Annotated in this window: 22 protein-coding genes and 1 pseudogene; 8 read left to right on the forward strand and 15 right to left on the reverse strand. The window is 58.7% G+C overall.

Annotated features, from left to right (window positions below; all coding sequences use genetic code 11):
- The first annotated feature begins 49 nt into the window (after window positions 1-49).
- On the forward strand, window positions 50-904 hold the full coding sequence (locus KFS80_RS02275) for a LysR family transcriptional regulator (RefSeq protein WP_212543857.1): 855 nt from the start codon (window positions 50-52) through the stop codon (window positions 902-904).
- 84 nt (window positions 905-988) lie between these two features.
- Here the strand turns inward: KFS80_RS02275 and KFS80_RS02280 are convergent, their stop codons facing one another.
- Window positions 989-1825 (reverse strand): LysR family transcriptional regulator, encoded by an 837-nt coding sequence (locus tag KFS80_RS02280; RefSeq protein ID WP_212543858.1) that lies wholly within the window; start codon window positions 1823-1825, stop codon window positions 989-991.
- A 111-nt stretch (window positions 1826-1936) separates the two neighbouring features.
- Between KFS80_RS02280 and KFS80_RS02285 the strand changes: the two genes are divergently transcribed.
- A complete protein-coding gene (locus KFS80_RS02285; RefSeq protein ID WP_212543859.1) occupies window positions 1937-2662 on the forward strand; it encodes an SDR family oxidoreductase in 726 nt (241 codons plus the stop codon).
- A 120-nt stretch (window positions 2663-2782) separates the two neighbouring features.
- On the opposite strand, the gene KFS80_RS02290 is transcribed toward KFS80_RS02285, so the two are convergent.
- The 3 genes from KFS80_RS02290 to KFS80_RS02300 are packed head-to-tail and all read right to left on the reverse strand — an operon-like array spanning window position 2783 to window position 4815.
- The gene (locus KFS80_RS02290; RefSeq protein ID WP_212543860.1) at window positions 2783-4012 is read right to left on the reverse strand and encodes an RNA polymerase sigma factor; all 1230 of its coding nucleotides are present in this window, start codon (window positions 4010-4012) and stop codon (window positions 2783-2785) included.
- Window positions 4005-4349: a YciI family protein gene (locus KFS80_RS02295; RefSeq protein ID WP_212543861.1), complete on the reverse strand. Its 345-nt coding sequence runs from the start codon at window positions 4347-4349 to the stop codon at window positions 4005-4007. The genes KFS80_RS02290 and KFS80_RS02295 overlap by 8 nt, the downstream gene beginning before the upstream one ends.
- Before the next feature lie 40 nt (window positions 4350-4389).
- On the reverse strand, window positions 4390-4815 hold the full coding sequence (locus tag KFS80_RS02300; RefSeq protein ID WP_212543862.1) for a YybH family protein: 426 nt from the start codon (window positions 4813-4815) through the stop codon (window positions 4390-4392).
- Window positions 4816-4956: 141 nt separating this feature from the next.
- Here KFS80_RS02300 and KFS80_RS02305 point away from each other — a divergent pair, with 141 nt between their 5' ends.
- A complete protein-coding gene (locus KFS80_RS02305; RefSeq protein WP_212543863.1) occupies window positions 4957-5442 on the forward strand; it encodes a GNAT family N-acetyltransferase in 486 nt (161 codons plus the stop codon).
- 193 nt (window positions 5443-5635) lie between these two features.
- On the opposite strand, the gene KFS80_RS02310 is transcribed toward KFS80_RS02305, so the two are convergent.
- From KFS80_RS02310 to KFS80_RS02320, 3 genes are all read right to left on the reverse strand, one after another.
- Entirely contained in the window at window positions 5636-6124 is a 489-nt protein-coding gene (locus KFS80_RS02310) for a GNAT family N-acetyltransferase (protein ID WP_053122958.1), read from the reverse strand.
- 120 nt (window positions 6125-6244) lie between these two features.
- Window positions 6245-6739, reverse strand: a complete 495-nt coding sequence (locus KFS80_RS02315) for a GyrI-like domain-containing protein (protein WP_053122959.1) — start codon at window positions 6737-6739, stop codon at window positions 6245-6247.
- Between the two features lie 67 nt (window positions 6740-6806).
- A complete protein-coding gene (locus tag KFS80_RS02320; RefSeq protein WP_212543864.1) occupies window positions 6807-7469 on the reverse strand; it encodes a LysE family translocator in 663 nt (220 codons plus the stop codon).
- 138 nt (window positions 7470-7607) lie between these two features.
- Between KFS80_RS02320 and alaC the strand changes: the two genes are divergently transcribed.
- Window positions 7608-8825 carry an alanine transaminase gene (gene alaC, locus KFS80_RS02325; RefSeq protein ID WP_159812781.1) on the forward strand — a complete coding sequence of 406 codons (1218 nt, stop codon included), beginning with the start codon at window positions 7608-7610 and terminating at the stop codon, window positions 8823-8825.
- Window positions 8826-8988: 163 nt separating this feature from the next.
- On the opposite strand, the gene KFS80_RS02330 is transcribed toward alaC, so the two are convergent.
- Together KFS80_RS02330 and KFS80_RS02335 are read right to left on the reverse strand one after the other, a co-directional pair.
- The gene (locus tag KFS80_RS02330) at window positions 8989-10344 is read right to left on the reverse strand and encodes a GntP family permease (RefSeq protein ID WP_159812783.1); all 1356 of its coding nucleotides are present in this window, start codon (window positions 10342-10344) and stop codon (window positions 8989-8991) included.
- 82 nt (window positions 10345-10426) lie between these two features.
- Entirely contained in the window at window positions 10427-10960 is a 534-nt protein-coding gene (locus tag KFS80_RS02335) for a gluconokinase (protein ID WP_212543865.1), read from the reverse strand.
- Between the two features lie 215 nt (window positions 10961-11175).
- Here KFS80_RS02335 and gntR point away from each other — a divergent pair, with 215 nt between their 5' ends.
- Window positions 11176-12207, forward strand: a complete 1032-nt coding sequence (gntR, locus tag KFS80_RS02340) for an HTH-type transcriptional regulator GntR (RefSeq protein ID WP_053122969.1) — start codon at window positions 11176-11178, stop codon at window positions 12205-12207.
- 193 nt (window positions 12208-12400) lie between these two features.
- Here the strand turns inward: gntR and KFS80_RS02345 are convergent, their stop codons facing one another.
- Window positions 12401-13273, reverse strand: coding sequence for a LysR family transcriptional regulator (locus tag KFS80_RS02345; RefSeq protein ID WP_212543866.1), 873 nt, complete (start codon window positions 13271-13273; stop codon window positions 12401-12403).
- A gap of 121 nt (window positions 13274-13394) precedes the next feature.
- On the opposite strand from KFS80_RS02345, the gene KFS80_RS02350 reads away from it, so the two are divergent.
- The 3 genes from KFS80_RS02350 (at window position 13395) to KFS80_RS02360 (ending at window position 16094) form a co-directional block, all read left to right on the forward strand.
- Window positions 13395-13835 carry a PACE efflux transporter gene (locus KFS80_RS02350; RefSeq protein ID WP_053122973.1) on the forward strand — a complete coding sequence of 147 codons (441 nt, stop codon included), beginning with the start codon at window positions 13395-13397 and terminating at the stop codon, window positions 13833-13835.
- 125 nt (window positions 13836-13960) lie between these two features.
- Entirely contained in the window at window positions 13961-15385 is a 1425-nt protein-coding gene (locus tag KFS80_RS02355) for an MFS transporter (RefSeq protein ID WP_212543867.1), read from the forward strand.
- A 154-nt stretch (window positions 15386-15539) separates the two neighbouring features.
- Window positions 15540-16094 carry a hypothetical protein gene (locus KFS80_RS02360; RefSeq protein WP_212543868.1) on the forward strand — a complete coding sequence of 185 codons (555 nt, stop codon included), beginning with the start codon at window positions 15540-15542 and terminating at the stop codon, window positions 16092-16094.
- A gap of 139 nt (window positions 16095-16233) precedes the next feature.
- Here KFS80_RS02360 and KFS80_RS27215 read toward each other — a convergent pair whose 3' ends face one another.
- The 5 genes and pseudogenes from KFS80_RS27215 to KFS80_RS02380 all read right to left on the reverse strand — a co-directional run bounded on the left by KFS80_RS27215 (window position 16234) and on the right by KFS80_RS02380 (window position 20590).
- Window positions 16234-16773, reverse strand: coding sequence for a methyl-accepting chemotaxis protein (locus KFS80_RS27215; RefSeq protein ID WP_246541585.1), 540 nt, complete (start codon window positions 16771-16773; stop codon window positions 16234-16236).
- A gap of 3 nt (window positions 16774-16776) precedes the next feature.
- A pseudogene (locus KFS80_RS27220) lies at window positions 16777-17553 on the reverse strand (PAS domain-containing protein); the annotation flags it as partial.
- Between the two features lie 528 nt (window positions 17554-18081).
- Window positions 18082-19095 carry an ABC transporter substrate-binding protein gene (locus KFS80_RS02370; RefSeq protein ID WP_212543870.1) on the reverse strand — a complete coding sequence of 338 codons (1014 nt, stop codon included), beginning with the start codon at window positions 19093-19095 and terminating at the stop codon, window positions 18082-18084.
- Window positions 19092-19619: a sigma-70 family RNA polymerase sigma factor gene (locus tag KFS80_RS02375; RefSeq protein WP_212543871.1), complete on the reverse strand. Its 528-nt coding sequence runs from the start codon at window positions 19617-19619 to the stop codon at window positions 19092-19094. The genes KFS80_RS02370 and KFS80_RS02375 overlap by 4 nt, the downstream gene beginning before the upstream one ends.
- A gap of 179 nt (window positions 19620-19798) precedes the next feature.
- The gene (locus KFS80_RS02380) at window positions 19799-20590 is read right to left on the reverse strand and encodes a phosphate/phosphite/phosphonate ABC transporter substrate-binding protein (protein WP_212543872.1); all 792 of its coding nucleotides are present in this window, start codon (window positions 20588-20590) and stop codon (window positions 19799-19801) included.
- Window positions 20591-20640: the final 50 nt, after the last annotated feature.

Here is a 20640-nt window from a genome sequence, read left to right on the forward strand (position 1 = left end):
CTCACACCGATACTTCATAACCAATAACCATCGATCAAGGCGATAGTTCATGGCCTCGCAAGAAGTGCTGTTGGCGTTTGTGCAAGCGGCGACCCAAGGTTCGTTTTCGGCGGCGGCGCGCAAACTCGGGCGCAGTCAGTCGACCATCAGCGCGGCGGTGGCCAGCCTTGAGATCGATCTGGATCTGGTGCTGTTCGATCGCAGCAGCCGCAAACCTACGCTCACCCCCGCGGGCCATGTGATGTTGCAACGAGCGGAGGCGATTCTGGCGGCGACCAGTCGTCTGGAGATGACCGCGCGGCAGTTGTCCCAGGGTGTCGAGCCGAAACTGACCGTGGCGATTTCCGACACCTATCAGTCGTATCGTTTTGAAGCGGCGCTGGCTGGGTTTGAGCAGCGTTATCCGGATCTGGAGCTGGAATGTTTGATCGCTGAATGCGATGACTTGATTGAACTGGTGCAACGCGGTCGTGCGCATCTGGCCTTTGCGGAGATGCAGGAGAATTATCCGCCAGATCTGGTGACCTCGACCGTGGCCGAACGCACGGAAATAGCTCTGTTCGTCAATCGCGATCATCCGTTGGCGACGCTTGAGCACATTGATCAGCACACCTTGGAGCTGCATCGCGAGCTGCGCTTGGCGACCATCGTTAATCCGTACGACAGTCGTGGCAAAGGCCGGGTGTGGTCGGCGCCGAGTTATTTGATGTTGCTGGAAATGGCCGAAAAGGGCTTCGGCTGGGCGCCGTTGCCGCGTTGGCTGGCGCAGCGGTTTGGCAATGATTTGCTGGTGGAGTTGAAAGTGCGTGGCTGGCCGAAACCGGTGTTTGTCGATGCACTGTGGTCGCGGCTGTATCCGCCGGGGCCGGCGGGGAGCTGGTTGCTTAACAAGATGTTGGAGTAGATCAAAAGATCGCAGCCTTCGGCAGCTCCTACATGGGAATGCGTACCTCTGTAGGAGCTGCCGAAGGCTGCGATCTTTTGATCCTCAAGCAGCCTCAATCACCACCGGTCGATTCAACAAAAAATACTCATGCAACCCACGCATCGCCGGCATTTCCAGCGCCTGCGCCGCATAACACAACCCCACCCTTCGCGTCGGTGCCGGCAGGTGCAACGGGCGCACCACCACCCGCGCATGTCCGGTCACCAATGACTGCGGCAACATCGCCACGCCAACTCCCGCCGCCACCATGTGCAACGCCTGTTGCAACGAGCCGGCATGCCCCGCCACCGCTTCCGGCGAACGCCCGTACAACGCCATCAAGCGCTGATGCGACGGATGCTGCGGACAGGTAATCCAATCCTCAATCGGCACCCAATTCGCTTGCACCGCCGCCATTGGATGATTCAACGGCAGCGCCATCACATAGGATTCTTCCCACAGCGGCAGGAACAATTCGTCCTCGCAACACATCTCTTCGACCGCCAAGCGTCCATCACCCTGACAGCCCTCCTCCATCGTCAGCAACAGATTCGGCAATGCCAGATGCGCCATGCGTACAAAGGCTTCGATGTGGCTGGCAGCGATGTCGCCCTCGATGCCGAGGGTCAGCGGCGCACGGTTTTCGCGGCCGCGAAACATTCGGCTCAGCGCCTCGGCGTCGGCGACCATTCGCCGCGCTTGCGGATACAGCAACCGCGCTTCATCACTGACTTCGACACCGCGCGGCTGGCGCACGAATAACGTCGCGCCGAGCTCTTCCTCCAACTGTTTGATCGTCACCGACAGCGTCGGCTGGCTGATGAACAGGCGCTGCGCGGCGGCGGTGATGTTGCGTTCCTCGAACACGGCGAGGAAGGCTTTGAGATGACGGACATCCATAGGTGATTCCGATAGCAGACAGAGGAATAAGGCATTTTTCAGCCACAACGGCGCTAAATATACTGCGCCCATCGTTCAGTCATTTGAAATACTTATTTCAGGAGTTCACCCATGAGCAAGCCATTGATCATCATCACCGGTGCCAGTTCGGGCATCGGCGAAGCCACCGCCCGTCGTTTGAGCGCGGCCGGCCATCCGCTGCTGTTGCTCGCGCGTCGCGTTGAACGCCTTGAAGCGTTGGCGCTGCCGCACAGCCTGAGCCGCAAAGTCGACATCACCGATCGCAGCGCACTGCTCGCGGCGGTGGTTGAAGCCGAAGCGCAATTCGGCCCGGCAGATGCGTTGATCAACAACGCTGGCGTCATGTTGCTGGGCGCAATGAGCGAGCAGGATCCGGCGCAGTGGGATCAGATGCTCGACGTCAATGTGAAGGGTCTGCTCAACGGTGTACACGCAGTGGTGGCCGGGATGATCGAGCGTAAGCACGGGACGATTATCAACGTCAGTTCGGTGGCCGGGCGCAAGACGTTCCCGAACCATGTCGCGTATGTCGGCACCAAGTTTGCGGTGCATGGGTTGTCGGAGAATCTGCGCGAGGAGCTGGCGCCGCACAATGTGCGTGTGACGACGATTGCGCCGGGGGCGGTTGAAACTGAGTTGCTGAGCCACACCACGGATGAGGCGATCAAGACCGGGTATCAGGCGTGGAAGCAGGACATGGGCGGCACGGTGTTGAGTGCTGAAGATGTGGCGACGGCGATTGAATATGCGTATGGGCAGCCGCAGGGGGTTTGTATTCGCGAGATAGTGATGGCTGCAACCCGGCAGCAGGCCTGATTTATTGGTTGGCCTTAATGGCCCCTTCGCGAGCAAGCCCGCTCCCACATTTGGAACGCGATCAACTGTGGGAGCGGGCTTGCTCGCGAAGAGGCCGGCAGTACCAGTGAAGATTTCAGCTCAACCCAGTTCACCAAGCCGCCCCTCAATAAACCGCCGCTCCGGCTCCTGCCGCGTCAATTCAAGCGCCCGCAAATACGCCTCCCGCGCCTCCGCCACCCGCCCCAACTGCCGACAAAACTCCGCCCGCGCCGAATGCGCCAAGTGATAATCCTGCAACTCGCCCCGCGCCAAAATCCCTTCAATCAACTGCAACCCCGCCAACGCCCCATCGCGCTTGGCCACCGCCACCGCTCGATTCAACTCGATCACCGGCGAAGGCACCGCCCGCAACAGCACGTCATACAAACCAACGATCTGCTCCCAATCCGTCTGCGCCGCCGTCGGCGCTTCGGCATGCACCGCCGCAATCGCTGCCTGCAAACAATACGGCCCAAACCGTCGCGTGGTCAGCGCGCGCTCGACCAGCGCGCAACCTTCAGCAATCAACCCGGCATCCCACAACGCGCGATCCTGATCATCCAGCAGCACCAGTTCACCACTCGGCGAGGTGCGCGCCGAGCGTCGTGATTCGTGCAACAGCATCATCGCCAGCAGCCCCATTACTTCCGGCTCCGGCAGCAATTCCATCAACAACCGCCCCAACCTGATCGCCTCACGCGTCAGATCTTCGCGGGTCAGTTCAGCGCCGACCGACGCCGAATAGCCTTCGTTGAACACCAGATAAATCACCCGCAACACGCTGTCGAGGCGCTCGGGCAATTCGCTCAGGCTCGGTACTTGATAAGGGATTTTCGCGTCACGGATCTTGGCTTTCGCCCGCACGATGCGTTGGGCAATCGCCGCCGGTGCCGAGATAAAGGCGCGGGCGATTTCTTCGGTGGTCAGGTCGCAGACTTCGCGCAAGGTCAGCGGCACTTGCGCATCCGCCGCCAGCGCCGGGTGACAACAGGTGAAGATCAGTCGCAGACGATCATCTTCCACGTCTTCGCCACTCCAGTCGGCCTGTTCGAGTTCTTCCAGTTGCGCGAGCAACATCGGCTGCGAGGCCTTGAACCGGGCGCGGCGGCGCAATACGTCAATCGCCTTGAAGCGCCCGGTCGAGACCAGCCAGGTGCGCGGATTGTCCGGCACGCCGTCGCGTTGCCAGCGTTCGACGGCGACGAAGAACGCCTCGTGCAAGGCTTCTTCGGCGAGGTCGAAATCACCCAGCAGGCGAATCAGCGTCGCCAGAATCCGCCGCGAGTCTTCGCGATAGACCTGCTCGACCCGCGTCCGAACCTCAGACATTCAACTGCCGCACCGGGCGCACTTCAACGCTGCCGACCCGCGCCGCCGGAATGTTGCCGGCGACCTGAATCGCTTCGTTGAGATCCTTGGCGTCGATCAAATAGAAACCGGCCAGTTGCTCCTTGGTTTCCGCGAACGGGCCATCGGTGATCGACAGTTTGCCGTTGCGCATACGCACCGTGGTGGCGGTCTGCACTGACTCCAAAGCCTCGGCGGCAACCATTCGCCCGCTGCCCTGAATCGACTCGGCGTAGGCCCAGCATTCGGCGTCTTCCGGGCTGTCGGGCGATGAATGCAGCAAGCGCTCGTCGCTGTAGACCAGGCATAAATAATTCATGGCGTTCTCCTGAAGCGGACGGATCAACTATGGCTGAAGATCAGGGTTGCACATCGAACAGGGTCGCGCCGCTCATCGGATCGAACGGCGCCGACCAGTGTTCGTGAGCGATTTTCCACGCCCCGCCGACCTGCCGATAGCAGGCGGTGACGCGCATCCAGCAGCTCTGGGTTTCGCCTTTTTCATTGGTGCCGCCGCAATTGGCCACCCAGTGCGCGAAGGCGATGTTGTCGGCGCTTTCGATGGCGATTTCATGGAATTCGAAAATGTGCGGGCCGGGGCACATTTCCATGCACGCGACCCAGTGTTCGCGGTACGCCGGTTTGCCCTTGAATTGCAGGGCCTTGATCGCGTCGAACGAGACGATGTCGTCGGCGTACAGCGCCATGACTTTCTCTACGTCCTTTTTCATCACGGCGTCGCGGTAGGTGTTGATCAGGGTCTGGATATCACTTTGTGCGCTCATGGTGTTCTCCGTGGTTTTTGTTGTGAAGACACCCTTAGTCGCTTGGTGGATCGGCAGATCGACAGGCGAAACAAAAAATTTCCACTGAGGCCAAAATCGCTAGAATCCGAGGCTTATCTTTGTAGGAAAAAGGAAATTCCCGTGTCAGCCCAACTCGTGCCGTACGACAGCCTGAATGCTTTGCAGCGTCAGCAAGTCGAGGCGATTGAAATCCATGCCGAGCAGATCAAGTTCTCCGGCGATATTCACGGTGCGTTGCACACCTTGTTGTCGAAACCCGGCCCCGGCGTAAAGGGTTTTGCTTTGCTGGCGAATGAAGTGCCGGTGGCGTTTCTGCTGCTCAAGCGCCCGCCCGTGTTGCCGGCCTGGGCTGATGAACACAGCGCCACGTTGCATGCGTTGCAGGTAGATCGCCGCGCGCAGGGCAAGGGTTATGGCAAGGCGTGTCTGAGAGCGCTGCCCGAGGTCGCGCGTCAGGCTTGGCCGGAGATCAAAGGGCTGGAGTTGTCGGTGGACGCGGATAACGACGCGGCGATTGCGCTGTACGCCAAGCACGGCTATGTCGACAGCGGCGAAGCGTACAAGGGTCGGATCGGTTACGAACGGCGCATGGGGCTGGTTTTCTGAGACACCGAGGGATGCATGATGCCGAAACCTACGACCTTGATGCATCAAAACGGATAACCGACCCCCTTACTGACACAACTCAAACCATTGTAGGAGCTGCCGAAGGCTGCGATCTTTTGATCTTGATCTTCTTAACAGCAAGATCAAAAGATCGCAGCCTTCGGCAGCTCCTACAGTGGAGATCGGGTTGGCTTTAGAGGGTAAGGATCATCTCGTGCCACGCCATCCCGCCGTGATCCGACTCCGACGGTTTGATGTAGGCAAAGCCAAACCCGGCGTACAGCGGAATATGCTTTTCCTTGCACATCAAATGAATCGTCGCCTTGTCCATCCCGCGCATACGCTCGATAAACTCAGCCATCAAGCGCTTCGCCAACCCTTGCCCCTGATAATCCGGGTGCACCACCACCGACATGATCACCACGTTCGGCCCTTTCGGGTCATGGCCGATCAACTCTTTGAACGCCTCATCCGACATCTGCACATCAAACGCCGCGCCCGAATTGACGAACCCCGCCACCACGCCATCCACTTCCGCCACGACAAAGCCTTCCGGCCAGGTGGCGATACGCGTGGCGATTTTCTCGCGGGTGGCGGCTTCGTCGCCTTCGTAGGCAACGGTTTCGATGGCGTAGCAGCGATCCAGGTCGGCGGCGGTGACGTTGCGGATGACGGTGTTCATGGCGGCTCGGAAATCAGCAGAAGAAAGTGCCGAAAGCATAAAGGAATCGCGGGGGCATATCGATCCGCACACGGCGCAAACGCCTGAGGCGGATCAGTGATCCGCCTCATCGGCTGTGGCTCAAGCCTTGGTATCGACCGGCACACAGATTTCCAGTTTGCCAGTGTGCAGGCGCGGGTTGAAATCGGCGCTGTAACGCTCCAGTTCCGGGGCGTTCAGCTCGACGTAGTGAGAGGTCGGCAACCAGGTTTTGTAGATGTATTGCAGGGTTTGCGGCAACTGATCGAGCGGGCCTTTGTGTTCGAACACCGCGTATTGACGGGGCAGCACTTCGACCCAGCGATAGACGTCCTGCGGCAGTTCGTCGAGCTTGGTGATTTCCACGCCGGCGATGTAATCGAAGCCGCCCTTGCCGTCGAAATTGCAGCAGACGCCGTAGGTCACTTCGCCTTTTTGCCCGGGAATTCGCCCCAGATGCGGCAGGAATTTCTCCCACAGCGCCGGGATGTCCTTGGCGGTGTCTTGGGTAAATCGATCGCCAAATCCTGCAATCAGCAGGAAGTGTCCATGTTCGAAGCGAGGTTCAGCCACTTCGACGCGTGTTTGCTCATCCATGACTCGACTCCTGGCACAAAAAAGGGGTTCGGCTGGGAGTATAGAAAGCCAAACCCGTTTCGCACGGTTACAGCGAATGCAACTGCTCGACGGCACCGGAACCGACGAATTCGTTGTAGCCGGATACGATCACGTAGACTGCGAAATAGCAGAAGATCGCTGCAGATGCCATGTAGGAATAGCGCAACAGCTTGTCGCCCAACAGCTTGCCACCGTGGCTGGCAGCAAAGCACAAACCGGCCGACCACAGCAGCCCGGCGCAGAGAAAACCACCGAGGAACAGCGCCGAACTCACCGGGCCACCGCCACCGGAGCGGGCGATCAGCGTGCCGCCCACCGCAGCGAACCAAAGAATCGCGCTCGGCGAAGACATGGCGAGAAAAATCCCACGAAAGAATTCCTTGCGATGGGAGTTCTGCCCCACCTCCGCCGTCTCGGCCAGCAGCGCTTCGTGATGGATCGCCGAGTAAATCATCTTCGCCGCAAAGTAGATCAGCAGCGCCGAACCGCCGATCCACAGCACCCAGCGCACGCTTTCGTATTGCAGCAGAACTGTCATCCCGGCCAGCGCCAGCACCGCATAAATCAAGTCGCCGACGCAGGTGCCAAGGCCCAGCGCGAAGCCTTGAAAGTAACCGCGCTGCATCGCCAATGTGATCATTGCGATGTTGGCCACGCCGATATCCAGGCACAGCGAAAGGCTCAGCAAGAAGCCGCTGGTGAATTCCATCAACCATTTTCCTTGGAAAAATTTGTTAACAAACGGGCTGGACAGTATGCCATCACTGACCTTATCTTCCGCCACAGGTCACCGCAGTGACCAGCGTCGCTCGGACGGTTCCGGGCGCTTACGTTATCCGAGGCAACAATGGCCGAACAAGGTTCGCCGCGCCGCTTTGCGCGCATAGATCGACTCCCCCCTTACGTTTTCAACATCACCGCCGAGCTGAAGATGGCCGCGCGTCGTCGTGGTGAAGACATCATCGACTTGAGCATGGGCAACCCCGACGGGGCCACGCCGCCGCACATTGTCGAAAAACTCGTACAAGTGGCCCAACGCGAAGACACCCACGGTTACTCGACGTCCAAGGGCATTCCGCGCCTGCGCCGGGCGATTTCCAACTGGTACAAGCAACGCTACGAAGTCGATATCGACCCGGAAAGCGAAGCCATTGTCACCATCGGTTCCAAGGAAGGCCTCGCGCATTTGATGCTGGCGACCCTCGATCAGGGCGACACCGTACTGGTGCCGAACCCGAGCTACCCGATTCATATTTACGGTGCAGTGATTGCCGGTGCCCAAGTGCGTTCGGTGCCGCTGGTGCCGGGTGTGGACTTCTTCGATGAGCTGGAACGGGCGATTCGCGGCTCGATTCCGAAGCCGAAAATGATGATCCTCGGCTTCCCGTCGAACCCGACCGCGCAGTGCGTGGAGCTGGATTTCTTCGAACGGGTGATCGCCCTCGCCAAGCAATACGACGTGCTGGTGATTCACGATCTGGCCTACGCCGACATCGTCTACGACGGCTGGAAAGCCCCGTCGATCATGCAAGTGCCGGGCGCCAAGGACATCGCGGTGGAGTTTTTCACCCTGTCCAAGAGCTACAACATGGCGGGCTGGCGCATTGGTTTCATGGTCGGCAATCCGGAACTGGTTAACGCCTTGGCGCGGATCAAGAGCTACCACGACTACGGCACCTTCACCCCGCTGCAAGTCGCGGCGATCGCGGCGCTGGAAGGTGATCAGCAGTGCGTGCGCGACATCGCCGAGCAGTATCGGCAGCGTCGTAACGTGTTGGTGAAAGGCCTGCATGAATTGGGCTGGATGGTTGAGAATCCGAAGGCATCGATGTATGTCTGGGCGAAAATTCCTGAGGCGTATGCGCATCTGGGTTCGCTGGAATTCGCCAAGAAACTGCTGGCTGAAGCGAAGGTTTGCGTCTCGCCGGGGGTGGGATTTGGTGAGTATGGCGACGATCACGTGCGCTTTGCGCTGATCGAAAATCAAGATCGGATTCGTCAGGCTGTGCGCGGCATTCGCGGGATGTTCCGGGCCGATGGCCTGGCCCCGAAAACCTCCGCCTGACGCAGTGATCGTTCCCACGCTCCGCGTGGGAATGCAGCCCGGGGCGCTCCGCGTCCCAAAGCGGACGCAGAGCGTCCATTGAGGCATTCCCACGCAGAGCGTGGGAACGATCACCCACAAAAAAACCGCATCGCTGCGGTTTTTTTGTGTCTGCAAGAAGCGCTTAAACGAACAGCGACAGCAGCAGAATGAAGCCCAACGCAACCACCGACAGGATGGTTTCCATCGCTGTCCAGGTCTTGAACGTTTCGGCCACGGTCATGTTGAAGTACTGCTTCACCAGCCAGAAACCGGCGTCGTTCACGTGCGACAGGATCAACGAACCGGCGCCGGTCGCGAGTACCAGCAGCTCACGGTTAACGCCCGGAATCATCCCCACCACCGGCACCACAATGCCCGCGCCAGTGATGGTTGCAACCGTTGCCGAACCAGTCGCGATACGGATCACCGCCGCCACCAGCCATGCCAGCAGGATCGGCGAGATCTGTGCGCTGACCGCCATGTGGCCGATCACGTCGCCCACGCCGCTGGTCACCAGCATCTGCTTGAAGCCACCGCCCGCACCGATGATCAGAATGATCGCGGCGGTTGGCGCCAGGCTCGCGTCCAGCCACTTGAGCATCTGTTGCGAGCCGATGCCTTGTTTGTGACCGAAGGTGTACAGCGACAGCAGCAACGCCAGCAGCAGTGCGGAGATCGGGTGACCGATCATGTCCATCCAGGTGCGGAAGAAGTGACCGTCCGGCAGCGCGACGTCGGCGAAGGTTTTCAGCAGCATCAGGAACACCGGCAGCAGCACGGTAACCAGGGTGATACCGAAGCTCGGCAGGCTCGCCGAGTCATCGTTTTCACGGGCCAGTTGATCGACCAGTTCCTGATTCGGATGACCCGGAATGTGCTTGGCGATGAAGGTACCGAAGATCGGACCGGCAATGATCGCGGTTGGCAGCGCCACGATCAGACCATAAAGAATGGTCTTGCCGATGTCCGCGCCGAACACGCCGATGGCCAGCAACGGGCCCGGGTGCGGTGGCACCAGACCGTGCACGGCGGACAGACCGGCGAGCAGCGGGATACCGATCTTGATAATCGATACGCCAGTGCGGCGCGCCACGATGAACACCAGTGGAATCAGCAGAACAAAGCCGATTTCGAAGAACAGCGGGATGCCGACCAGAAACGCGGCGAACATCATCGCCCACTGGACTTTGTCCTTGCCGAACGCACGAATCAGGGTTTGGGCAATCTGATCCGCCCCGCCCGATTCAGCCATCATTTTGCCGAGCATGGTGCCCAGCGCGAGGATGATGCCGACGAAACCGAGCACGCCACCGAAGCCGTCCTGGAACGCTTTGATGATGGTGCCGATCGGCATACCGGAAGTCAGACCGAGGAACGCGGCAGCGATGGTCAGGGAAATAAACGGGTGCAGCTTGAACTTGGTGATCAGGACAATCAGTCCGATCACGGTGACCACTGCATCAAGCAGCAGAAACGCGTCGTGGGACATGCCAAACATTGGGGGTGTCTCCTGGATTGTTGTTGTTATTAAAGCGGGTTAAACAGAAATCGTGAGGGCAGCGCTATCTCTTTCAACACACTCATACCGCCTGTTTCAGACCGTGGGCCTGCCACCAGACGTGAGCCTGCGAAGCCAGTTCTTCAACGCTGTGGATCGAAGCGTTCAGCGCCAGGGTCAACGGCTCGCCCTTCGGTGATTCGAGGGTGGCGAACTGGCTTTCGATCAACGTGGCCGGCATGAAGTGGCCCGGACGGTGGGACACACGTTCAGCGGCGACTTCAGGGGTCAATTCAAGAAACACGAAGCCCAGGCCCGGCAAGGCACTGCGCAACACTTCGCGATAACTGTGTTTGAGGGCCGAGCAGGTCAGCACCGGGCGTTTGCCCGATGCATCGACGCGACGCAGTTCGACGCACAGGCTGTCGAGCCAGCCGGCGCGGTCGTCGTCGTTCAGGGGGATCCCCGCGCTCATCTTTTCGATGTTCGCGGCCGGATGGAAAGTATCGCCTTCAATGGCAGTGGCGCCGCTCAATTGGCACAGGGCCTCGCTGACGCACGTCTTGCCGCAACCGGCAACGCCCATGATGACCAGGGCGGTGATGGGATGACTCATATAACACCTCAGCGCGCAGACAGCGCTACCTTTGCTAGCTATGACTCTAGTGCACAGGCAGAAGTTGCCGACGCCTTCTTGTCGTTTTTTTGGGTTGCAGCAGGTTTGCGCCCAACGCCAAAAAGCGAAGATCAGGCAGGACCTCGCTTACGCATTTACAGCTGCATCAGGACAGCGCTACCTTAGTGCCTTGATTTTTGTTTGGCAAGCCGTCGATGACCACCCCTAAAAACGATAAAAATACCCGCACCACCGGCCGTCCCACCCTGAATGAAGTTGCCCGCCTGGCCGGTGTCAGTCCGATTACCGCCTCCCGCGCCTTGCGTGGGGTCAGCACCGTGGCCACCGAACTGGTAGAAAAAGTCCGCAAAGCCGCCCTCGAACTCAACTACGTGGTCAACCCTGCCGCCCGCGCTCTGGCCTCGGCGCAGAGCCATTCGGTGGTGGTTTTGGTGCCATCGTTATCCAACCTTTTGTTTATCGACACGCTGGAAGCCATTCATCGGGTGCTCACGCCCAAGGGCTTCGAAGTACTGATCGGCAACTTCCACTATTCCCGCGATGAAGAAGAAAACCTCCTGCGCAATTACATGGCGTATCAGCCGCGCGGGTTTCTGCTGACCGGGTTTGATCGCACGGAAAGTTCGCGGCGGATGATCGAGGCGAGCAACATTCCTTGCGTGTACATGATGGAACTGGACAGCGCTGCCGGGGTGAATTGCGTCGGGTTTTCGCAGCTGAGTGCCGGGGAAACGGCGGCGGAGCATTTGCTCTCTCGTGGGCGCAAGCGTCTTGCTTACATTGGCGCGCAACTCGATCAACGTACGTTGTTGCGCGGTGAGGGTTTCCGCAAAGCACTGCAGAAGGCCGGGCGTTACGACCCGGATCTGGAAGTGCTGACGCCGCGTGCTTCGTCGGTGGGCTTGGGTGGGGAATTGTTTTTGCAGTTGCTCGCGGCGCATCCGGACGTTGATGCGATCTTTTTTGGTAACGACGATTTGGCGCAGGGTGCTTTGCTGGAAGCGTTGCGCAATGGCATCAAGATTCCTGAACAGGTGGCGATTCTCGGTTTCAACGACTTGCCGATGTCCGAACACATGGTGCCGCGTTTGAGCAGCATCAACACCCCGCGTGAGGCGATCGGCCGGCGCGCGGCGGAGCAGATGTTGACGTTGATGGCCGGCAACTCGGTCGCGCGCCCGGTGGAAGACATGGGCTTCGAACTGAAGATTCGCGAAAGTACCTGACGCCTGAAATCCCTGGCACAAATGCCGGGGTGAAAAACGATTCCCGTAGGAGCTGCCGCAGGCTGCGATCTTTTGATCTGATCTTTTAAAATCGACATCAAAAGATCGCAGCCTTCGGCAGCTCCTACAGTTTTAGGTGGTGCTCAAAAATCCTGAATTGAAACACAACCCCCTGTGGGAATATGTGTGGGGTTCAGTGACTGAGCAGGTCAACGAGGGCCAGTGCGCCTTTCTGGAGCGGCTGGCTTTTGAGCCACACCGCGTGCACCGGCATCACCAAACCATTCTCGATGTTGCGGAAATTCAGGCGTTTCAGCCGGCCCCTGTCCAGTCGCGATTGCACCACCGACAACGGAAAATTGCCCCAGCCCAATCCCGCCTCAACCATTTCCATCGCCGTCTCAAGACTGTCGGTGCGCCAGTACGATTCCGCCACCAAGGGCCGCGTCTCGCTGATCGGCAAGTCGCGACTGGCGACGATGATCTGCCGCACATGCACCAGATCTTCGAGAAACAAATCCTGCCCCCGCAACAACGGGCTGTCCGCCGCCAGCGTGGCGATCATCCGTTCGCTGCCGACAAACTGGAAACGCTCCAGCACGTTCATGCTCAACCCGGCGAACGCCAGGCACACACTGACCCGACCACTGTGCAGCATCGCCAGCACGTCATCCTGCGGCGCGGTCAGCACTTCGATATCGAGCAACGGATGACGCTCGGCGATCACCTTGATCGCCGCCAGCAAACGCCGCCGATCAATGTCCGCAACCACGCCAATCGACAACTTGCTCTCCAACCCCAACGACAACTCCACCGCGTGCACTTGCAGTTGTTTGAGTTGTTCGGCGATCAGTCGCGCGTGCGGCACCAGTGACAGCGCCATCGCCGTGGGTTGTGGCTCGCGATGACTGCGGTCAAACAGCAGATAACCGAGTTCGGCCTCAAGGTTGCCAATACTCATGCTCACCGCCGATGGCACCCGACCCAATGCCCGAGCCGCCGCCGAAAACGAGCCGCGCTCAATCACCGCAAGAAACAACTCGATGCTGTCGCTGTTGAAATTCACTTCATCTACCTATCACCAAAACTGAAAGCTACTGACTTTTTCTGTCAGCCCTATTGAAGCTATCTTTCGTCGCCTTCGCCAGTCCCGCTGGCCAACAAACGGCAAGAAAGAGGCAATTCCCATGCAAGGCGTCAAACGCAAACTGGTCTACGTGTCGCTCTACGAAGTGATCGGCATGACCTTCTCCGCCCTCGGTCTGGCGCTGTTGTCCGGCACATCCCCGGGCAGCACCGGGCCGCTGGCGGTGATCATCACCACCATCGCCGTGACCTGGAACTTCATTTACACCTCATTGTTCGAGCGCTGGGAAAGCCGTCAGGTGTCGCGCACGCGCACGGTGAAACGCCGCATCGCCCACGCCATCGGTTTTCAGTTGACCTTGATCGTGTTCCTGATTCCGTTGATTGCCTGGTGGATGAACATCAGCCTGGTGCAGGCCTTTCTGCTGGATCTGGCGCTGATCATTTTCATCCCGTGCTACACGTTCGCGTTCAACTGGCTGTTCGACCGGATTTTCGGTTTGCCGGCCTCGGCACTGCCGGATTCGGCGGCTGCGGCATAAATCGTTAATTCGTAAGCAGATATTGCAAGAAATCAGCGGTTTCCCGGAGCAAATCGCTGATCTTCACAATCCGTGGTTTCCGATAGCAGGCTAAGCTTTTCCATCAATAAAAAATGGATCTGCCCATGACTGCACACGCCCCCGCCGCCGCGCAAAGCGACGGCATCGACCCGATCCGCGCTGCCGAAGTTTCCGCCCGCATCGACCGCCTCCCCGCCGTCGCGACGATCTGGCGATTGGTGGCGCTGCTGTCGATCGGTGGTTTCTTCGAACTCTACGATTTATTCCAGACCGCCTACATCAGCCCCGGACTGATCCGCGACGGCATCTTCGCCACCGGCAATCAGGGGGTGTTCGGTTTCTCCGATCAAGCGGCGTTCGCTTCGGCGACGTTTCTCGGCCTGTTCCTCGGCGCCAGTCTGCTCAGTCCGCTGGCGGATCGCTTCGGTCGCCGCGCGATCTTCACCTTCGCACTGGTCTGGTACACCGTGGCGACGGTGTTGATGGGTATTCAGAGTTCGGCGCTGGGCATCATCTGCATGCGCTTTCTGGTCGGCATCGGTTTGGGCATCGAGTTGGTGACCATCGACGCTTACCTCTCGGAACTGGTGCCCAAACGCATGCGCAGTTCAGCGTTCGCTTTTGCGTTTTTCGTGCAATTTCTCTCGGTGCCGGCGGTGGCGTTGATGTCGTGGTGGCTGGTGCCGCAAGCGCCGTTCGGTGTGTCGGGCTGGCGTTGGGTGGTGTTGGCCAGCGCGGTGTTTGCGCTGTTTATCTGGTGGTTGCGCAAGCGTCTGCCGGAGTCGCCGCGGTGGTTGGCGCAGCACGGTCGATTCGACGAAGCCAACCGGATTCTCGATAACATCGAGGCACGCTGCGAGAAGGATCACGGCCAGCCCTTGGACACGCCGGAAACCGTGCCGGTCGACGTTGAAGGCAAGGGTCGCTTCGCCGATATCTGGCAACCACCGTATCGCCGTCGCGCCTTGATGCTGATCGTATTCCACGTCTTTCAAGCGATCGGTTTTTTCGGTTTTGGCAATTGGTTGCCGGCGCTGCTGTCCGGCCAGGGCGTGAGCGTCACCCACAGTTTGATGTACGCGTTCATCATCACCCTCGCCTACCCGCTCGGGCCGCTGCTGTTCGTCAAGTTCGCCAACCGTTTCGAGAACAAATGGCAGATCGTCGGCTCCGCCCTCGGTGCGATGACCTTCGGTACGTTATTCGCGCTGCAGACCAGTGCCTTCGGGCTGATCTTTTGCGGGGTGATGATCACCTTCTGCAACGCCTGGCTGAGCTTCAGTTATCACTCGTACCAGAGCGAATTGTTCCCGACCAATATTCGCGCCCGCGCGGTAGGGTTCTGCTATTCCTTCAGTCGTTTGTCGACGGTGTTCAGCAGCCTGCTGATCGGCTTTTTTCTCGACAGTTTTGGCACGCCGGGCGTGTTGGCGTTCATTGCCAGCAGCATGTTGATCGTGATGCTGACCATCGGCTACTTCGGCCCGCGCACGCGTAATCTTGCGCTGGAAAACATTGCCCATCGCTGACCGGCATAACGGTCATCCGCTGCCGCTCACCGGCAAGGGATGACCGCTTGCTCAACCGCGACAAATCTCAATTCATTGAAATGAAAAGACTTATCTGAAAGGCACGGTAATTGCTCCGTTACCGGGGTCAGTCATTACCACAGGTTTATCCATCATGTTCGTCAGTGCCAAACAACCGCTGATCATCCACCTGCCCAAACAAGTGAATGACGACGCAACGGCCACCGCGGCCGCCGGTTTGCAGAGTGGCCTGCACGGCGCCATGCTGCAAAACCTGCAGAATCAGACCCAACTGCAATCGAGCCAGACCGCTTCGACGGTGCAGGCCTCGGCCACGCAGATTGCCACGCAACAAGTCAGCGAAGCATCACGTATCAGCGACAACGTTGACGAGGCATTCGCCAAGACCCGTGTAGGCCTGCAAACCACCGACACTTCCGATGCGAGCCAAACCAGCGGCACTTCCGCCACCGACGCGTTCAAGGATTACATGAGCAAGTCGCCGGAACAGCGCCTGCGTGACAGCATCTTGCAGTCAATGGGCCTGACCGAGGACGACATCAAAGCCATGCCGCCGGCCCAACAACAGGCGATCGGCAAAGAGATCGCCGAGCGCTTGCAGGACAAGATGAAGTTGGCGGAATCGGAGAAAAACAACGACGTGAAGGACAGCGATAAAACGGCGGACAAGTTTCTCGCGGCCCTTTGACGATTCTTTATCGAACACCAATCCCTGTAGGAGCTGCGGCACGCTGCGATCTTTTGATCCTCATCTTTTGATCTGAATTTAAAAGATCAGGATCAAAAGATCGCAGCGTGCCGCAGCTCCTACAGGGGGCGGTGTGGTGTCAGTTCAGTTGCAGGGTTTCGTTGAACTGGCTGATGGCATCGACGACGTGACGTGAGCCTTGCTGAATCTCCTGAATCACTGCCCCCGCCTCGTTCGCCAGCTCCACGCCAAGCCCGGTACGGCTCAAACTCGATTGCATGCTCGACACCGCGCTCAGCGACAAATCGTGGTTGCGGCGCACAACGTCGACGATCTCCAGCGTCGCCTGACTCGTTCTTGCCGCCAGACTTCGCACCTCATCCGCCACCACGGCAAACCCGCGCCCGTGCTCGCCGGCACGCGCCGCTTCGATCGCGGCGTTGAGCGCCAGCAAATTAGTCTGATCGGCAATCCCGCGAATGGTCTGGACGATGGTGCCGATGATGTCTGACTGTTTGCTCACCGCATCGATGCTGACTGCCGCTTCGTTGAGGTCGCGGGAAATGTCCTGAATGATCTGCACCGTTTGCTGCACGACTTGTGAGCCTTTTTGCGCGCAGGCGTCGTTTTGTACCGAGGTGCTGTGGGCCGATTCCGCAGCGTTCTGCAGCGTGGTCATTTGTTGGGTGATGTCGCTGGCGAACTTGACCACTTTGTACAAGCGGCCCTTGGCATCAAACAGCGGGTTGTACGAGGCTTCGAGGTAAACCATGTGCCCGGATTTGTTCTTGCGCTCGAAACGGTGCGAGTGATATTCGCCGCGATTGAGCGAAGCCCAGAAGGCTTTGTATTGCGACGACTCGGATTCGCTGCGGTGGCAGAACATGCTGTGGTGATGCCCAACGACTTCGTTGTGCGAGTACTGCATGGTCTTGAGAAAGTTGTCGTTGGCGGTGATAACATTGCCTTCCGGGGTGAACTCGATGACGGCCATCGAGCGACCGATCGCCGCGAGCATGGCTTCTTCTTCATGCTCCTTGTTGATCCGCGCGGTAATGTCGGACGCCACTTTGATGACACTTTTAACTTGCTTGTCCGGGCCATACACCGGCATGTAACTGGCTTCGAGCCAGACTTCCTTGCCACTTTTGTTCAAACGCAGAAACGTCCCGCTGATCGGTTCACCACGGGCCAGGTCGCGCCACAACTTGGCATATTCCTCGCTGCGATAAAACGCTTCTTCACAGAAGATCCGGTGATGTTTGCCGCGCACTTCATCGGCGCCATAGCCCATGGTTTTACAGAAATTTTCGTTGGCATCCAGAACGATGCCGTCGGGGGTGAATTCGATCATCGCCATCGAACGGCTGATCGCGGCCAACTTGGCATTGGCCTCGGTCAAGGCACAGCTGAATCGTTCGATTTCCAGCAGGTCAGCCTTGTGATGTAGGTTAAACATGGTTGTATCACCTTCCGCGCGGACTTTTGATTTGATGAAAGTTCAGGTCTTTCACGATCCACCACTACGTTCCAAAGAACAGGCACACGCATTCCTCCACGGGAGGAAGTTGTCAGGTGATAAATGATGGTCAATCGGAGAGTCCATGCAGCGACGCTCTAATCAAGACATCCTTCTCTTGATAGCCCGCTCGCGGGCCAGCCCTAACGCGTTGAAGAACTTCCATTTAAAAAATGCTCCTTGTTGGTTCAGTGTCGGTGCCTTGGGTTGCGCACTCTGGCAGCATGAGTTTGCAGACTAACCGTGCACGGTCGACATAGTTAGTTACAGAGCAGCATAGCTAGCGCAAAACCTTGCGCAAGGCCACTAGTCGGCCAGTAGTGAGGACTTTTTGCACAAGAATCGGTTCAGCGGAAAATGAACAGCCCCCTGTAGGAGCTGCCGAAGGCTGCGATCTTTGGACTTTGATTTTTTCAAGATCAAAAGATCGCAGCCTTCGGCAGCTCCTACAGGGGGCGGCATTGGGAATTAGAGGCTGTTGCTGACTTTGGTAGCCACTTCTGCTGGCACCCACGATTTCCACACCTGCGGCTGATCGCGCAAAAACGCCTGCGCCACCACCCTCGGTTGCAAACGTTTTTCACTCATACCCGCCAGCGTCTGGTTCAACAGATCAATCGGCAAGTCGACCTTCTCAAAAAACGTCACCAGCTCCGGATACTGCGCCTTGAACGGCGCCGACACGCCAATCGCCAGACTCGCCGGCATCGACCGCGTGCCTTTGGGATTCGGATTATTGGCATCGGCCAAGGTCTTCCAGGCTTCGGCATCAAACGGCGGTTCGTCGAGTTTCACCAGTTTGAATCGGCCGAGCAGCGGCGTTGGCGACCAGTAATAGAACAGCACCGGTTTGCCACGTTTGATCGACGACGCCACCTCGGCATCCAGCGCCGCGCCGGAGCCGGTGCGGAAGTTGACGAAGCTGTCGTTGAGCGCATAGGCCTTGAGCTTCTGAGTGTTGACGATCTCCGATGTCCAACCCGTCGGGCTGTTGAGGAAACGCCCACGGCTCGGGTCTTCGGGGTCACGGAACACGTCTTTGTAGCGCGGCAGATCCGCCACCGATTTCAGTTCCGGCGCCAAGGGTTTGATGCCGCGCTCGGGGTCGCCCTTGATCACGTACTCCGGCACCCACCAGCCTTCGGTCGCGCCTTTTACTGTATCGCCGAGACCGAATACTTTGCCCTCAGCCGCCGCTTTGATCCACGCCGGACTGCGCCCGGCCCACTCTTCGCCGATCACTTGAATATCGTTTTTTGCCAACGCCGCTTCGAGGCTGACGGTGCTGCCCGGCAGCGTATCGGTCGGGTAGCCGTAGCCTTTTTCGACGATCAGGCGCAGCACTTCGGTGATAAAACTGCCGCTCTCCCAAGTGATGTCGCCGAAGTGGATCAGCGCGGTTTTCTCCGTTGCAGAAACAACGCCGACGCTCAGGCTCAGCGCCAGCAGCGAACCGCCGAGCAGGGTTTTGATCGATCTCATGCAGACCTCTTGTCTTGTAGGAATTGGTTGGCGCTGTGGCGATCGCACAAGGCTTGGGAACGGGTCATGTACACGCTCACCGAACGCTGGGAGATGCCCAGTTCGGCAGCGATTTGCGGGTAGGTCAGGCCATCGACGCGGGCGAGCAGGAAGGTCGAACGGACTTTGCCGGGCAGGCGTTGCAGGCTGTGGTCGAGGCGTTTCAGGGTTTGCGACAGTTGCGCGAGATGTTCGGGCGACGCAGCACCATCCTCATCAATTGTTTGCAGATGCCGACGCTGTAAATCCGCACGGCGCCAGTGCTGATAAAGCAGGCGTTGCGCAACAGTGGTGAGCAAGGCGCGGGGTTCGCGGATCGCGGTCAGGGATGATGATTCGAGCAGTTGCGCGAAGGTTTCGGCGGCGATGTCTTCAACACTCGCGGCGTCGTGCAGATGCCGACACAGGTAGGTGCAAAGCCATAGGTAATGGGCGCGGAACAGGCCGGCCAAGTGTTGGCGATGGGAAAGGTCGGCGCCGGACATAGGGGCTCCTGGGTTAGGGGTCGCTGAATGTCCGGTGTTCCGGTGGCGCGATCGTAGCAAGGCGCCTTATGCATTAATAATATTTAAATTTCATCTTTATATTCAATTATGGAATAAAAGGTCAAAAGATCGCAGCCCGGAACGCGATCCCTGTAGGAGCTGCCGAAGGCTGCGATCTTTCAACGCAAGCAGCCATACCCCAACTCCTCAGCCTCACGCTGATAGTCGAGCACCACCTGATAATCACCCTCTCCCGCCGCCAACACCTCAGGCAATCCCAACGTTTGCATAACATCCGGAAGTTCGTGCAACGACTGATTCATCACCTGCCGCAGCCGCTCGATCTGTTCATTCGTAGCACTGGCGCTGGTGATAAAAGGCAACGTCGGACTGAACGCACTGCGCGCAACAACACGTAACCCCCTGACTTCCTCAGGCGCATGCTGCGCGAGGTAGGCGTAGGTGACGCTGTCGATGGCGGCCAGATCTGCGCGCTTCTCACGCAACCAGCGCAGGCTTTCACGGTGACCGCCGCTGATACCGACCGTGGAGAAGAATTGCCCATCGCGATGCAACGGGGCGAGGCGTTGGCGCAACAGGTTCATGCCGCTGTTGGAGTCGTCGCTGTTGATCACGCCGCGACTGTCGCGAAAGGCTGGCAAGGTTTTGCGTGGGTCATCGGCGCGGCTGAGGATCAGGCTGCAATGGTTGCCGGCACTGGCGTCCGGGAGTTCGTAGCGTGGGCGGCCGATCACTCGAACCTGGCCTTTTAATGCCGTCATCAATGGGTAGCCGCAGGTTTGTGTAAGCAGGAGATTGGGGGATAACCAGAGTTCGGGCAGTGACAGGGTTTCAGCGCTCAGGCGCGTGTGACCGAGGTGGTCAAGGATGCGCGCGAGCCAGCGCTCGTTGGCCACACGGATGGGCTCGGGGGCGGTGTACATGAGGAGTTCGGCGTGGTGTTGAGTCATGCGCATATTTCCTGACAACAAATTTCCAACTGTAGGAGTGAGCCTGCTCG

The organism is Pseudomonas rustica (genome assembly GCF_018336155.1).
Classification (GTDB): domain Bacteria; phylum Pseudomonadota; class Gammaproteobacteria; order Pseudomonadales; family Pseudomonadaceae; genus Aquipseudomonas; species Aquipseudomonas rustica.